5 protein-coding genes are annotated in these 16,583 nt (G+C 67.9%); 2 read left to right on the top strand and 3 right to left on the bottom strand.

The window, feature by feature from the left end; all coding sequences use genetic code 11:
• Positions 1 to 7 precede the first annotated feature (7 nt).
• Genes LVJ94_07120 through LVJ94_07130 form a run of 3 tightly spaced genes read right to left on the bottom strand, consistent with a single transcriptional unit; the run spans position 8 to position 13,061 of the window.
• On the bottom strand, positions 8 to 3,028 hold the full coding sequence (locus LVJ94_07120; GenBank protein WXB07002.1) for a hypothetical protein: 3,021 nt from the start codon (positions 3,026 to 3,028) through the stop codon (positions 8 to 10).
• Entirely contained in the window at positions 3,025 to 6,066 is a 3,042-nt protein-coding gene (locus LVJ94_07125) for a hypothetical protein (GenBank protein WXB07003.1), read from the bottom strand. The genes LVJ94_07120 and LVJ94_07125 overlap by 4 nt, the downstream gene beginning before the upstream one ends.
• Positions 6,063 to 13,061, bottom strand: coding sequence for a hypothetical protein (locus tag LVJ94_07130; protein WXB07004.1), 6,999 nt, complete (start codon positions 13,059 to 13,061; stop codon positions 6,063 to 6,065). The genes LVJ94_07125 and LVJ94_07130 overlap by 4 nt, the downstream gene beginning before the upstream one ends.
• Positions 13,062 to 13,241: 180 nt before the next feature.
• On the opposite strand from LVJ94_07130, the gene LVJ94_07135 reads away from it, so the two are divergent.
• Entirely contained in the window at positions 13,242 to 15,017 is a 1,776-nt protein-coding gene (locus LVJ94_07135) for a sigma 54-interacting transcriptional regulator (protein ID WXB07005.1), read from the top strand.
• Complete coding sequence (locus LVJ94_07140; protein ID WXB07006.1) at positions 15,010 to 16,575, top strand: VCBS repeat-containing protein; 1,566 nt, start codon at positions 15,010 to 15,012, stop codon at positions 16,573 to 16,575. The genes LVJ94_07135 and LVJ94_07140 overlap by 8 nt, the downstream gene beginning before the upstream one ends.
• Positions 16,576 to 16,583: the final 8 nt, after the last annotated feature.

Genomic DNA, 16,583 nt, shown 5'->3' on the forward strand with positions numbered 1-16,583 from the left:
TGCGTGTTCAAACCCGCGATGGACCGAGCCCTGCGAGGAGGTCCGCAAAGGTTGCGAGAATCGTGGGGAAGCCGCGGCCGTCGGGATCGGCGATGGTGCGGGGGAGGGCGGGGAGCTCCGTTTCGGGGAGGCCAGGCCACAACGGCTCGATGAGGCCATCGCCGCCGCGGGCGAGAATCTCCGAGACCAACGTGAAGGCGGCGCGCGGATCGCGGGTGCGGACCCAGGAGGCGTTGGCTGTCGTGGTGGCGGCAGGAGCGCTGAGGGAGAGGGTGCGCGCCATGGCGCGGCGGCGGAGATCGCGAATGGCGATGGAGGCGCCGTCGTGGAAGGCGCGGTCGGTGAGGACGGCGTCGATGCTGCCGTCGAGCGTAAGGCCGCGGCGGCTCAGGGAGGAGGCGCCGACGAGGGCCCACACGTCGTCGATGACCGCGACGGTGCCGCGGATCACTTCGGGACGGCCGGGGAAGCCCACGGGATGGTACAGCGCAATGCGCCCCGGTGCGGCGGCCTGCAAGGTTGCGAGGGCTGCGTTGCGCAGAAGGTAAAAGCGCTGCGCGAACGACTCGTAGCCCGGGCCGAAGGGAATGCGCTTGGGGACCGCGACGATGACGCGCAGATCGCGGGCGGCGGCCAAGCGCGTGGCGAGAAGCGCCACGAGATCGACCTCGTGTGCACCGGTGCCATCGGCGGTGGCGCCGAAGAGAGGCGTCTCGATGTAGACGAGCCGGCGCGCATGGCCGATGGCCCAGCGCAGGCTCCACTGCGTGTCGCGGCGCCCGTGTTTCGCGGCGAAGGCCTCGCGGCGCACTTCGGCGACCCAGCGGTCCCCCGCGGTGGGGGCGGGGAGGGAAGGCAGCGACGAGCCCAGTGCGGAGACGACGCCGTTCCAATCCGAGGGGAGCCCGTGGACGGTGGACTCGGGCACCAGGGAGAGCTCCGGGCTCTCGCACGTCTCGGCGACGTTTTGCAGGATGGCCCCGCTCACGGTGCCCGTGCCTGCGGCGCTCGGCGCATTCCAGCGGGACGAATCCAGCTCGGGAAGACGGCGGGCCAAGTGGTGCGTGCGACGAAGCGCCGCACGGGCGAGATCCAGTGCGAGGCGCCCCGTGGCGCGCAGGCCGGGCGCGTGATCCTCGGAGCCGGCATCGTTGCCCGGGTTCCCCAGCCGCGCATCGCCACGCACCACGCGCCCATCGAGAAAGCCCGCCGTGAGCACCGCCGTCCACGCGGTGCCGTCGTGCGCCGCCACGACCGACTCCGCGCGGGCCATGGTTCGGAAACGAGGCGACTCGCGCGGTGCCGCCTCTCCGAGCGCGGCGAGGATCGGATCGCTGCCTGCCGCGGGGGCCGTCGGTGGGAGCCCGAGTCGCGGCGACGGCGCGAGACCGCGTCGGTCCAGCGGCATCGCCGACAGCGCATTGGTCACCGGCGGACGCGCCGGCGCCGTGGCCCCCGTCCCAACGGGCACATCGAGCCCCCCGAGGAGCCGCGTCTGCACCCCCGCCGGACCGCGCGCCACGATGAGAAGATCGAAACGCAATCGCGGTGTGCCCGGGCGCGGATTCGCACCGACGCGGTACGGATCGCGCAGCAGGATGGCCGTCGCCCCCGCCGCCGCCACCGTGGCACCGCCATCGCCACGCCGCGCGAAATCAAGCTCCGCCAGCGGCACGATCGCCGGCCCCGGATCCACCCGTGGAAACGCGCGCACGTGCGCACCGACGGGCAGCGCGCCCGCCGGCCACGACAGAACGACGTCCGGGCTCGACCCTGCGTACGCGGCCATCGCCTCGTTGCGCGCCCGCGCCGACTGCGCTGGCGCGAGATCTTCCGCCGTACCCACCACGGCGGGAACCGCCGGCCACCGCGCGGTTCGATTCGGTGGAAACGCGACGTTGTCCGCAAGGGTCGGGCTCGCGGCGAGGGCGAACGCCGAGCCGCTCACCGCCTCGGTGATGGCCCCCGCCGTCGCCTGCCCATCGACGAGCAACTCGAGGCTTTCGCCATCGCGCACGGTGGGCGCCGGCTCCAAGCGGGTCGCCTCGTCCGCACCCTCGATGCCATCGATGGCACCGGCCGAGCGATTCCCCAGAAGATGCAACTCCGTGTGAACTGCAACGACGCGGAAAAACTGCCGCGGGAGCACCGGTGCGGCCGACCCCGCCGGAAAGGGGGTCGCCGGAAACGCGGGTCGCGAAAGGCCTGCCGTTCCCAGTGCGCCCTCGGGCGAAAAGCCGAATCGCAGATCGCCCGGATCCGTCGCCGCGGCCTGCACCGTACCCTCGGGCCAATCGTGCGGCCCCGCCCCGAGCGCACCGCCCGAACCGATGCGAAGTCCAACGCGTCCCGTTCGTTGGACCCATGGTCCACCGAAAATGTCGACCATCGACACACGCACCCCGTTGGCCAGCGCGCACACGGCGCCGATGCCCCCCGGGCTGCTCGTCCCGCTGTCCAGGTCCCCCGCCGGGCCCGCGTCGTTCTTCCGCAGCGCGGAAAAAGCGCGCATCAAATCGCGGTGAAGGCAGGCCACGGCCACCGGATCGACGATGGCGCCCTGATCGTCGTGAAACGTCAACGTACCCGCGACCAGCGGCGTCCCCGTACTCGCCGCGTGTGCGGCTTGCGGCGCTTCGCTCGAGGGCGGCATCGCTGCACCGCGAATGGCCGCGAAAAATGGAACGGGACGGCTCGCGCGATCGTCGGTGCGCCCATCGTAGCGTTGCCCGATCAGCCGCCGCAACCGCAAGGCCGCCTGCGGATGGAAGCGCAGGACCGCCACCACCCCAGTAAGTGCATTCCCCGCGGCATCGGTGAGCTCGGGCGCGCCTTGGTCGCGCCAGAGCAGCGTTCCACCGACCATGGCGTGCCAGCGTGTCCCTCCTGCGGTGGTCAAGGTCATCGCGTTCGCGTCGTACGAAGCGGCGCCCTCCGCCCATTGGGCCGCGAGCTGGCCCGAAGCGGCGCCCATGGCATCGAGCCCGGCCTGGTTGAAGGCCGTGGTCGCGATCGTGCTGTTGATCATGGAGCTCTCCAGGTCTGTCGGGTGGTGCGGCCCGAGGGGTCGGCGATTTCGACCACGATGGCGCGCACATCTCGCGGGACCCAGGCGCAGTTGCGGCCGGAGCGCGGATCCGTGGCGTGGAATCGGAAAATCGTGTCGGGCTGCGCCGTCGGGGCCGGTGCGCTCGCCTGGAGCAGCAGCGGCAATGCGTCGGCGGAGACACGGCGAACCCCCACCTGCGCATCGGCGGCGATCGTCTGCAAGGCAAAGGTATGCGCGCCGCGCGTGCTTCGCACCAAGGTCGCATCCGTGAGAAAGCTCACCAAGCGATGTGCAGGGGCCGCCGCCACGTCCTCCACGCGAAGATCGCTCAAGGACGGCGCCGTCGCGCTGGTGACCACCACGTCGATGGCCCGCGTCGCCTCCGACGAACCGCCGTACACGCCGCGACTCGGATCGGTGGTTGCCCGGGCAACTGCACGGTAGAATACCGGTTGCCACGCCCTTCCGGGCGCGATGTCCTGGAACGTGAACCGCGCGATGCCGTTTGCGCGCACCGCGGTCGCACCATCGAGCACCGCAATGGGCGGCCCCGCGTGCTCGAGCGTCACCGCGCGGGCGCGGTTCGGTGCCCGGTGGATGGTCACCCGGCCTACGGGCACATGGGTCTCGGGCACCTCGATGCTCAGCGTCACCACGCCGCCTGCATCGCGGGCCAAGAGACGTGGCGCCTCTGGGGTGAGGATGCGCGGCGCCGCCACGGCGAAGTAGGCATTGCCAGCGGCCGGCAGCGGGCCCTCCACCCCGGTGACCCCCACCGGTGCGATGCCGTAAAAGTGAATCAACTTGGATCCGCGCGACAGCTCGACGGGCAACGACGGCTGCGCGAGCGGCCCTGCGAGCCGTTTGAACGCCCGCCGCGCGGCGCCGAAGTCGAGCGCACGCAGGGCGGGAAGCCGCGCTTCCGGAGGCGTCCCCAGATCGGCCGAGGGCAGCCCCAGCTCGCGCCGGATCGCCGTTTCGTCGGCGACGTACACCACGTACGACGGCGCCGATCCCGTCCAGGTGAGCGTGCTCCGCGCCACGCCGCGCGGATCTGGAACGGAGGCCCACCACATCTGCGCCGGTACGAACGGCGGCGGCGGCGCCAGCGGACTCGCCACCATGGTCGTGCGCTCGGGCGACCACGCGCTCGCCGCGCCAAAGCCCACCCGCTCGGTGGCGCGCGTCCGCGCCGAGAGCGTGATGCGCGGGTGCACGTTGAAGGCAAACGTGATCCCCGGGATGGCCACGCGGTACGTGCGCAAATTTCCCCGCGACTCACCGGCAATCAGCTCCACCCCCGCGGGCGGCGTATCGATGGTCGCCGTCGAGAAATCGAGCACGCGATCCACCTGTTGATCCGGCGTGACCACGCGAACCGTGATCTGCTTCGGGCTACGGTGCGACCAGTCCCAGGTGAACTCCACCCGCGCCGTGCCGCTGGGGACGTCCACCTGAATGTCGCGCGTGGCCGGCACCTGCGGTGCGACGCTCGCGCGCGGGTGATCCGCCGACGCCCATCCACTCCACCGTCCGAACCAATCCGTCGCCGCCACCGCATACACGGCCGTGTTGGGCTCACTGGGGAACACTTCCGGCAGCCCCGCCTCGACGTATTCCACGCTCGCGGGGGTCTGCTCCCGCGGAGGACTCGCCGCCACGAACGTGCGCCAGCCCCCGGCGGCCGCACGCTTTTCCAGCTGAATCTCCATCGCGCCCGTGCCGAATCCGCGCGCCACCGCGTACGCCGTGGGGCGCGCCTGCGAGCCTGCGAGCGTCTGCGGTGCCGCCCACCCGACGCGCACCGCCTCGAGCCATCGCCCATCCCGCACACCGGGCGGATCCAAGTGCACCGCCGACGACAGTGCCGAAACGCCATTGGGCACGGCCGGGGCATTGTTCTGTGGCTCGACGTACAGCGCGGCCAATTCGCCGGCCAGCGACAAGGTCACGGGCGGCAGCGGAGCGGGCAGCTGCATCTTCACCTCGTGCTCCACCGTCACCATGAGGAACACGAGCGCTCTCGGGTTGGTCGCCGAGACGTGCGTCACCACCGGGGTGCGCAGCTGCGCCGGCACGTCGACCGTCGTCCCAAAGCCCAGCGCCAGCGCCGCGTACGAATCGGTCGCCGCCGGGAGCAGCAGCGAGACCAGAGGCTGCACGTCCGCATCCTGCGCTTGATCCTGCCAGCGTGCCGGTGCGTCCACGCCGTGGATCGAGCGCGGTGCGCGTGTCTTGATGTGCACCGTCGCCTTTGCGTGCTCCGCCGGATTGGCCACGTCGCGCAGCAACGTGCGGACCTGTTCGCGCACGGCCTTCAACTCGTCGAGGACCAGCGCCGACGCATCCGGCGGCACGAAGGCGGGAACGGCCGTCCCACGATCCGTCGTCGCCGGCCACCCGGTGTCGATGGATCCCTCCTTCACGCGCCGGATGGCCGCATCGAAGGGCTCGAGCTCGCTGCCCACGGGCCCTTGCTTGTCCAGCGGATACCCCGTCCCGCCGAACGACTTGTCCACGGGTAGGCCCACCGTCTCCAAGAGCTTCCACCCGTCGGCGTTGATCAAATCGTACGCCGCCACGATGGTGGCCGTGGCGGTGATGGTGCCATTTCCCGTCGCCGTCACGCTGGAAAGCGGACTCCCGAAGAGAACCACCGACGCATTCGTCGCTGGCCCCACCACCGTCTCGACGTCCACCACGTGCCCCACCGCCGTGGCACCGCTATGGGCGCGCATGGTGAAGCTCGCGCCCGCGGGGACGGTGACGGTGAGCGCAATCGCCGCCGCGGGGCCCTCGTTCCAGGTGACCAGTCGCTCGCCGCCGTCGAGCGTGCGCTGGGTGAGCGCGACGCCCTTCGTCGGGAGCGATTTTTCATAGCGCCACACGCGAAACAGCGCCCGCGGCAAACCGAGGCTCGTGTGAAGGATCCACCGCAGCGCCGTGCGCGCCTTTCCTTTCACGGGGATCTGCGCGCCGACGACGTGGAACAGCTCGGGAAACAAGTAACGGGTCATTGCTCCTCCCACGGCGGGCGGCCCAGCGAAACCTCGAGCAACACGGTCGGCGTATCCGTCGCATCGGTATCGAGCAGCGGATGCAGATTGCGCGCGAGCCCCAGGCTCAACACGGCACCGCGCGCGCCCGGTTTGAGCACGGCGATCGTGCGCGTCCCGCTTGCATCGCGCACCAGGCGCGAGACCAACGACGTGGGCGGCGTCACGATGGGCGGTGGATCCAGAGGCCGCGGCCCGATGTAGCGCTTGCGCAGCTCGGCGACCGTCGGCGCGGTCACCGTGCGCGTGCCGGTGGCGCGCCGCACGAAGTCGCCGCCGTCCTTCACGAGGATCGGCCCCGCGCGCACCAGTTCGTCCACCGACAGCCACTGCGCAGCCGCCATGGTCCAGCGCTGGATGTACACGCCGGCCTCGTCGTATTCTGGTTTGGGCTCCGTGCGTGTGCGCCACAGCGGCTCCGGCGTCTCCAGGAATACCGCCACGGGTTGTGCCACCGTTTCCTGGCTCCAGAGCACCGTCACGCGTGCATCGTCCGGGCGCGCCGTCACCTCGAGCCCGGCTTCGTGCAGCGCGCGGTCGAAGGCCTCGTCACCCAGTTGCTCCGCGAGCGCGCGGATCAGCGCGGGATTCTGCACGGTGCGCGGCACCGGGAGGGCGAGGCGCACGGACTCGGCGAGCTCCCCGCGGTTGCGGTAGCGCGACGTCGTGAACGACTGACGGTACAGCGGGCGCCGCCCCACGTCGTCCGGCCGCGTCGACGGCGGTGCAGGAGCGCCCGCGTTGGTGAGCGCCTCCACGTCGACCACGTAGTCCGTCAGCGGATCGAGCTTGAACGGCAAGGTGACCCGACCATGGCGGTTCGCATTGGGATCGAAGCTGCCACACGCCTTCGCGCCGAGCAGCCGCCGCACTGTGGCCTCCCACGGCGAGAGCACCACACCGCCCACCCGTTGGAACCGCGGGGTGAGCATCAAGTGCGTGAACGGCGCATCCGGCGTCCCCGCCGACCCGCGGAACGAGGCCGCGCGTGCCACCGCGCGAAGCTGCCGCTGGTAGGCTTCGAACAACTCGAGCACATCGTCGGTGCCGAACACGATGACCACCGGATCGTCGGTGAAGTGGTACCCGTCGCCCGGCGAAGGAAACTGCGCGAGCATCCATGGATCGAGGCTGCGCGGCGGCTCGGCATCCGTGTAGAACGTGCGCGTGTCGGACGCGTCGTTCACCGTGCGCAATACGACGATCTCGTCGGGGTCTTGCCCCTCCTCGGGCTCGACCGGCTTCTGGCCGATCTCGGCGTCGTAGCGCACACGCACCTCGTAGCGCGCATTGGGAATCAGCAGCGCATGATGCGCATCACCCAGGGCGTCCTCGAGTCCGTCCTTGTCGTCCTCCGCCTCGGCGCCATCCTCGCCCGCCCGGCGCGCCTCCTTCTCGGAAAGGCCGCTCGCCACCGCCAAATGCCACGAGGGCGGCGCAAGTCCGAACTCCTGAACGGCCTTGGCCAAAGGCGATATCCCCATGTCGACGATCCGAGCCGCCGCCGGCAATTTCACCCGGACCAGGTATTCGCTCCAACCCCGCTGCGATAGATTCGCCGCAAAGTAGGCGCGTGCCAGCGCCACGTCTTCCTTCCACGGCCCCGCGCCATCGCGCCACGTTCCTGGAAGCTCGGCACCGCTGCTCGAGACGGCCTTGAAGTCCGCAGGCGCCGGGATTTCCGCCCCACCGGAGGCGAACGCTCGCACCTTCAAAAGACCCGCCTCGACCATCTTGATGCGCGCGAAGACCAACAATGTCAGCTCGAGGAACGGTCCGCCGGTGATGCGCACGACGTCGCGCAAATCCTCTTTGCGCTTCGATTCCAGCTCTTGCAGCGCCTTGCGCAGCGTATCGGATACGCCCACCGGGAAGGCTTCGGCGAACATCTCGTGCGGCGCCTCGAGCACCTTCGCCAACACCTTGTCCTTGGTCCACGTTCCGACGACCTTGGCCGGCAACGCCGGCAAGAGCCCATCGAGCAGCGAATGCGTGCGCCACGTCTCGTCGACGCGCAACTTCGTCTCCACGGGCAAACTGCGGCGCGAGCCCGGTGCATCGGGCCACGGTTTGCCGACGAGCTGCCACCCACCGGGCGAAGGCCCCAACGGCGGAGCGCGGAAGGTCCAGAGCACGCGCGCGGCCTCGGCGACGCTCGTGCAAACATCGCCCCAGCGGTCGCCCACTACGCCGTCCAGCGCTTTGCCCTGCACCATGACTTTGTCGGCGTTGGTCGGCTTCCAATCGAGGAGCGCGAGCTCCACGGGCAAGCCATCGCTGCCACTTTGCTGCGCGGGATGCCTCCACGTGTACGGCCGCGGCCCTTCCGTCGTCGACGGCGTGCCCGGGGCGACCGGAACGCCGCCAATGGCCAATAGCCGCAGCTCGATCGCGCGAATGTGGTAGCGAAGCCAATTGGGCCCCCGCTTTTGCCAGCCCTGGCCAAAGCCGGGCGGTAGCCCGGAGGAGAGCTGCCCATCGATGGTCGCGCTCGAGGGAACGTCGGGCGCGACCTCGAATTGGATCAGCGGAATGGTGTCGATGGGCACATAGACGTCTTGCAATGTGACCACGTCGCCATCGCGCACTTCGACCTTCGGCACAGTGCCATCGTCGGTGCCGCGGCAAAGCACGGTATCGATGCCCCGGTCCACGCCGGTGCCATCGACCAGCGCCGGCGAGCGGCTTTGCAATTTCAAATCGCGAATGGGCGCGGGCGGGAAGGGGGCCCCCGGCACATTGCCCAGCGCAAAGCCCACGCAGCCTTCGACGGAGAAGAAGAAGAAGTCCACGCGCCCGCAGATGCGCCCCTCGAGCCGCGTATCCTGCCCATCGGAGAGGAACTTCAGGTCTCCGCGAACGCGCAGCCCGATGATGAAGAGCCGCAACTCGCCCTCGAGGAAAACGCGGCCAGCGAAGAATAGCGGCGCAAATCCGATTCCCGCGTCGAATCCAGCCGCGACACGCAAATACAATCCGATATCGGTATTGCCCCAGGTGAAGGAAACACGAAATCCCGTGGCAATGGCGAAACCTTGCAAGGGCGCGAGCGGAAAATCGGGAATGCCGTCACCGTGCACCATGAAATAGGCGGTGGCGTCGAAGAGCTGCAGAATCTTCGCGGTGACCGGGCGGGCGATGCTGCCCACGTCGACGTAAAAGTGCTCGGGCGGGAACGCCGGCGGGTCGTAAAAGAAGCCCGCATCGATGGGAATCATCAAATCGAGCACCGACTCGATGTGGTATTCGAATTGAATCCCGATCAGGACGCGCTGCGGGCTGACGTCGACGACCGCGAAGAGCGTACCGGTGGCGGTGCCCTTGGTGTCTGGCTTCTTCGAGAGCACGTTCGCCTTGACGAACAAGAGCACGCGAGGGCCGGGGATCTCGAGGGCGAGCATCCCTTTGAGGTTCAACACCGTGCCGCCCTCGATGGTGCCCGCGACGAGCCCCACGCCGAAGGCCCATTGATCGAGCTGCGGCCCCCATGCGCGAAGATCCGTGGGATCGCCGTGGGCGACGTTGACCAGCCAATCGAGCGCGGGATTTCTCGCCGAGCCATTCTCGAGCCGCCGGTGGTGCATGGCGAAGAGCCCGAGGAACCCGAACAAGGCGAGCCCCGTGCCGCCCAGCGGAATGCCCGCGGGGAGCTCCACCGCCAGGGTGACCATCACGCCCGTGGCCGAGCGTTCGGCTTCGGTCACCGTGCGGATGGCCAACGCGCCGGCGACGCGCATGCCCACGCTGGGCAATGTCAGATCGAGCTGCCCGGCGAAGCCATCGGACTTGATCTCCAGGTACCCCGTTCCCTTGAGAACGTCGGGGATGTTCACCCCCACCCCAATCGCCGTGATGGACGGCGCACCCAACGGATCCACCGGCAGTCGGAAGCCGAATCGGTCGACCTGGAAGACACCGAGATCCACCCCGAGCCCGAGCTCCACCTCGATGTTCAGCGGGTTCGTTCGCGCAATGCGCGCGCCCATGACTTGAATGATGTCGCCGATGGTATCGCCCAGCGCGGGCAGTACCCGGAGCGAGCCGGAATCGGCCAGGTCGATGGTGTACCCGCGCGAGGAATCGAACACCGGCAGAAAGCGCGTGGGCTGCGAAGGCTGCACGTCTAGGCCGAAGCCGATGGCCTTGTAGCGAACCTTGATGGGCTTGTCCGGCCTGCAGGTGACGATTTCGAAGTCACCGATCTTCAGATTGAGCCAGAGCGCGCTTTCCACGTCGAAGAGCAGCGAGGCGTGCACTTCGTCGGCGTCGTGGCGGACGTCGAGCTCCACGCCATAATGCGTAAAGCGCAGCACGTGCGCGACGCCGGTGACCGTGATGGCCACGGGCGCGGCGAGGCCGATGACCAACGGAACGATGTCGCCGCCGTTGGCGGCATTCGATGCCGTGGTGGCCAGCAGGGGTGCCAGCGTGAAATAGAGGCCGAGGACATCGCGCCAGCCATCGGTCTGCGGTGCGCCGGGTTCCCCTGCCGCATCGGCACTGGGGATGGCCCCCCAGCTCCAGAGGCCATCGCGATCGCCTTCCCCGGCGCGCGCGACGAGCGTCTCGGTGAAGGTGCCCGTCGAGGGATCGTGCGTGATGCCCAAACGGAACTCGACCACGCCGTCGTCCGGGTTGGCCTCGCCCTGCGGCAGGCGCGCTTGCTCGTCGGGATTCTCCAGGCCGGGGCCGATGACGTCGACGTCGTGGCGGAATCGCTCCAAACCGTCCTCGTGGGCGGTTTGGAAATCGACGGTCAATCGCAACTCGCCTGCAATTGGAGCGGCATCGCGCTCGAAGCGCACCGTGCCTCCGATGTGCCGCAGCCAATTGGGATGCTGGCCTTGCGGCGCCGGCGGCTCCACACGCTGGATCTCGGTATGCTCCGTGGGCGGGCGCACGAGCCGGCCTTCGAAGGTGTCCGTGACGGGGGTCGGTCGCAGTAGGCTGGCCACCGCGACCCAATAGCGGCGGGGATCGTAATTGCTGCCCGTCGCCCGCTCCACGGAGGCGGAGTGATCCCCGGGCACTTGACCCTCGGTCAAAAGACTCCCGGTGCCGGGGTGCGATTCGTTGCCCCAGCCACTACCTGCGAGCTCGCTCGTCGTCGGATGGACGCCCGCCCCGGCCAGGACATCGAGCAGGTGCGCGCGCCGGTTCTCCGAGAGCGTGACGTTGTGGGCGGAGTACGCATCGTCCGAGTCGCGGCTGGCGTACGCATCGACGCGCAAGAGCCGCCCGCCCGGGGGAAGCGCATTCCACTGGGTGGCGAAGTCGGTGAGGTTTCCCTCCGGCCCGAAAGGCGGGGTACCGAGGATCCAGTGGCCGCTGCCATCCCGGCGCCACGGATGGTCGAACTCGAAGTACACCGAATACCGGCGCAGTTCCTCCGCGCCGGTGCGATTCCACGTCACACCGAGTGTCCGCTCCCCGCCGCCGGCCACGCGCACGCGTGCGCCTCCATCCGTCACCAGTACAGGGCTGCCATCCACCGTCAAGGTGGCCCCATCGGGCGGATTCAACCGAAGGAGCACCTCTTCCGAGGTCGCATTTTCGACGCTCACCGTCCCGGTGTTCGCCGGATGCGTTGCCACGATATGTGCCTCGCGCAAGGTCTCCGTGCGGGGGCGCGGCAACGCTTGCAGATCCGGATACACATCGAGCACCACGATGCGCCGCTGCTGCGGATTTCGACTGGTGACGCGCACGGCCACGCGCTGATCGTGCGAGAAGAGGCGCGTGCGCTGCAGGACGGAGATGTCCTCGGGCGAGTGGCTCGCATCGTCGAAGAACGCGTCGTTGGGAAAGGTATGCAGGTCGGCCGGGTGCTCCTCACCGCCCACGAACGTGAGGCCGAAGGGGGCTGCACCGCTCTGGACGTCGACGAACAACACGTAATTCTCGGTGTCCGGGCCGGCTGTCGACGGGACGGTGACTCGGTAGCGATCCACGTGCAACGTCTCGTCGCTCTCGACCCACTCGGGATCGAGCCGCTGGCCGTTGACGCCATAAAGACGCAGCCCTACGCGGAGCCGATCGCCGAGCACCTCGACGTCGAAGTTGAAGTCGCCCCACAGCCCCGCCGTCGGTTCGAAGCCGATGAGCATCTCGCGTGCGCCCACGTTGAAGGCCACGCCGGCGGAGCGCTGCGTCGAGACGAAAAAACGAACCTCGGGGCAATAGATGCCCTTCCAATCCTCGCCCACACCAAATCGGTCGAGAATGTCCGGTGGTGTCTTTTCGGCGGACAGGTCGAGCACCACCTTTTGGAGACCGAACCCGAATTGGTCCCCAGGGACCAACGCAAAGGGCGGCTTCATGGCGATTAGACTGGCAATGGCCGGATCGTGATCGTCGATGGTTTCCGCGCCGAAGCTGCCAAGGTCCACGTTGAAGGCCGTGTCCGCCGCCGAATCCTGCGTGAGGATCAAGAGGAGGCGCGGCACCGTGAGCTTGACGTTCGGGTTCTCCGGATCGGGTACCATGACCCAGCCGTCGAGCTTCGCCCCCTTCAGCCCCGGAAGTGGGATATCCACCAACTCGAACAACAGCTCCATCCGAAATTGCGTATTCGGATAATCCGATTGCGCTGTACCGACGGCTGGGCCCAGCGCACTCAGCACCTTGCGCACCTCGGCATCGCTGACGTCGGAAATGGGAAGTGCCACGGCGGGCCGTCGTGCCGCCGTCATGCGAAAGCGGATGGCCAGATCGTGCCATTCGATTCCATTTCCCGGCGCCGCCCCGCCTGCGCCGGCACTCGGTGAGAACACCGGCGAGGTGGAATCAGCCGAATCGATGCGCGCCACGCCCCAAATGACGACCGCGTCATCGTCCCAGGCCGTGTCGTACTCATCGACATGCAATGCCGCGAGGATGTCGCTCACGCCTGGACCGAGATCCATGCCGACGAAAAAGTGTGCCCGCAGAATATCGATCAGTGCGAGTCGCGACATGGTGTTCGTTGCGCGGTTGCAATGATGCAGGCGCCAACGCACCTGCAGCCCGCACCCTCCGCTAGCTCCGCTCGGTATTTCGTAACGCAGGCAACAAAATCCGTGCAGTCGTCTAAATGAGCTACGCACGTACCTGAAGGAGTCGCTTTGGACCTATCGGAACCAAGTAAGAGGTGTAGTGTGGACTCCGTGTTGGATATGGGCGGGGTGGACGCCTTTTTGGCGCGGGTTCACGCATCGAACTATTTCGAAGAGGCGGCAGCGCACACGCTGGCAGCCATGCTCTCCGAGGTGGAAGCTGCGTTGGTCGGAAGTGTCCATTCCGAGGGCGCGCGCATGGCGCGTGGCATGGTCCATTTGCGACCATCCGATGGATATCGGCAACTGGTCGTGCTCGAGGCAGGGGCTCACGAAGCCGTCGCACCCGAACCAGGATCGACACGGCTTCCGTCGATGACGGCGTGGCGTCTGGTTGCGAAGCACCGTTGTGCCGCCAGCATCGATGTCCATTTCGGACGCATTGAGCCAATCGAGCCAGGCGGAACGGATGTTCCTCAAGAGTGGCGCAACGCCTTCGGTGACACGTCGAACAATGACAAGGGCGAAACACGGCAGCGCCTTCTCGAGCGCGGAGCCACCCACGTCTACGTGCTTCCGTTGCGCGGTGCCGGCGGCGCCGTCGAAGGAATGATCTCGCTCGAGGCCGAGTGCCGTGGCGCCGTGGGGCAGCCCTTCGTGTGGAATTCGTGTGCATCGCGCCTGCGGACGCTCGCGGATATTGCAACGCCACACCTCACTGCGTTACCGCTTCGCCCCGTGGTGACCGAGGAGCAGGATCCCTTGCTGCCCGTGCAGGGAGAGGCGATGAAAGGACTCGTTCGCATGCTGCGCGTCTTTGCGCTGCAGGACGAGACGATTCTCTTGTCCGGCGCGACCGGCACGGGCAAATCGCGCCTTGCGCGCTGGTGCCACGAGCGCTCGCCGTATCGAAAGGGGCCATTCGAGGTTCTGGATCTTTCGACCGTGCCCGAAGATCTGCAGTTGGCAGAATTGTTTGGCTGGCGCAAAGGCGCTTTCACCGGTGCCGCGCGCGATCATGCCGGTGCCGTCGAGCGCGCAGCGAAGGGCACCTTGTTCATCGACGAGATCGACAAGCTGTCCATGCGTGCGCAGGCGGGCTTGCTCTACATGCTCGAAACGCGTGCGTACCGCGTGCTCGGCGACAGCGGTGGCGAACGGCGCGCGCAGGCGAGGTTCGTCGTGGGCACCAATGCCAACTTGCAGGCCGCGGTGCGCGCCCAGCGCTTTCGCGAGGACCTCTATTACCGCATCAATGTGCTGCCGGTTCGCCTGCCCGCGCTCAGTGAGCGTCCCGACGAGATTCCCGCGTGGGCGCGTCACATGCTCGAGCGGCGTCATCGGGAACGCGACTCCGCGGGCAGCGTCGATCTCACCTTGGCCGCGGAACGGCGCCTGCTCACGTACGTGTGGCCGGGCAATTTGCGGCAACTCGACAACGTGATGCGCCGCGCGTACACCGTGGCGCTCGCGGAACAAGGCGGCGTGCAGCATTCGCTCGCCGTCGACGAACCTCACCTCACGCGCGCCCTCGCCTACGAGGACGCGGAGCCGAGTCGCTCGCTGGTCGAGCTGCTCCACGCGGCGGCGACCGCGTTCGTCCGGGAAGCCGAGCGCCGCGCCGCCTTGGGCACGCCACTTGAACTGGACCTCGCCAGTGTGTTCCCTGGAATGGTCCTGGCTGCGGCCACGGAAAAGCTCGAGAGCCGTGACGAAGCGTTTCGCCTCTTCGGTCGCGACGCGCAAGTCAAAAGCCGCAACCACCACCGCGTGCTTCGCCGCGAGCTCGAGCGGGTCGAGGCCCTCTTTCGCGCGCTCGGGATCGATTCCGGCTCCCCCTTCGGCCGGCTTCTCGATGGGCTCGCGGAAGATGGCTAAGGTCGTCCCAGCGCTCCTGGCCAGTGCCATGACGTTGAGTTGCGCCGGTGCAAAGCCTCCGGTGAAGCCTCGCCGTCCCGTCGTGCTGACCAGCGCCGAGCCCTTTCACTCGATCTACCTGCGCCAGCCTTCGTACGAGACCGCGATGGATGGCTCGTTCGCCACGGGCATCACGTATGCCGACATCAACGGCGACGGAATGCCCGATGTCGTGGCGGCCAATGGCAACGATATGGCTCCGCAGCCGCTCATGGTCTACACGAACCATTGTTCGCCGAAGCAAACCTCGTGCTTTGCGCCCTACCCCGAGTGGTACTCGAGCGATTTCGATTACCAGGCCAACGTTGCCGTCGGCGACATCGACCACGATGGCTGGCTCGATGTGGCGGTCTGCGTGCCCTTGGACAAGTCGCGGCGCAGCCAGGGTGGCAGCGTCAAAATCTACATGAACCGCAAGGGCCATCTCGAGGGCTTCCCGTCCCAGCGCATTGCCGAGGGCTATGGCACCTTCGCGTGCACCTTGGCCGACGTGAATGCCGACGGACTGCTCGATCTCGTCGTGGCGGCGTTCAACTCGCCGCCGTCCTCGCCGGTGCCGGCGGTGGTTCGCGGCAGCCTGCGCAGCGCGCCGCAGGGAATCCGCGAGTCCGCGCGCATTTACCTCAACGAGGGGGGCCGCTTTCACACGGCGAGCGATTGGAAGAGCGACAATGGCATGTTCGCCTTCAGCACCGTGGCCGCCGATCTCGATCAGGACGGCTGGATGGACGTGGCCATGGGCACCGAGCGCGTGTTCACGTACCGCGGCGGAGCACCCACGGGTAAAGGCGTACCCATCGCGCCGGCGCCTGCGTGGAAGTCCGAGCCGACGCGCGGCCTCGCGCTGTCCATCGACGCGGGGGCGATGGGCCGTGATCCCGCGCTGACCCTTGCCGTGTCGCGCGGCTGCATTCCCGGCGATTCGAATTGCACGAGTGACTTCGCGCTCTTTCGCCCGAGCACCGGGCCTTCGCCCGTCTGGAAATCCGCCCCGAACCAGCTCGCCGCCATGCTCTTGCTGGCCGATCTCAACGACGATCACCTGCTCGATCTCGTCGGAGGCCAATGGGGCGATCACGTTCAGGGCGGACCCCTGTGGTTCTTTCAAGGGTTGCCCGAAGGCACCTTTTCATCCGAGCCCGACTTTCGCACCGATGGCTCGGGAAGTGCAGTGGCCGAGGCGCTCATGGTCGCCGACACCCGATGCCGTGCCATATCGGAACGCAACGTCACGTTGCGGACCAAAGGACGCGGTGCCGTCGTCACATTGCCCGATCGGCGTGTCGCGTCCATCGTGTCGGTCGTCGTGGCCGGTCGAAATCTTCCACCCCACGAATGGGCCTTCGCCGTCGGCCAGAACTGGATTTCACTCGCACGGCCCTATGAACCCAACACCGAACTACGGGTCACCTACCGCGCATCCCCGGTCCAGGATTTGATCGTGGCCACTTGGAGTCCACAGCGCGGAAATCTTCTTTTCGACAGCTTCCTGCCTGCGCAAGCGAAACAGCAGAAATAGGAGAAAAC

Source organism: Sorangiineae bacterium MSr11367 (assembly GCA_037157805.1).
GTDB classification, from domain to species: Bacteria; Myxococcota_A; Polyangia; order Polyangiales; family Polyangiaceae; genus Pendulispora; species Pendulispora rubella.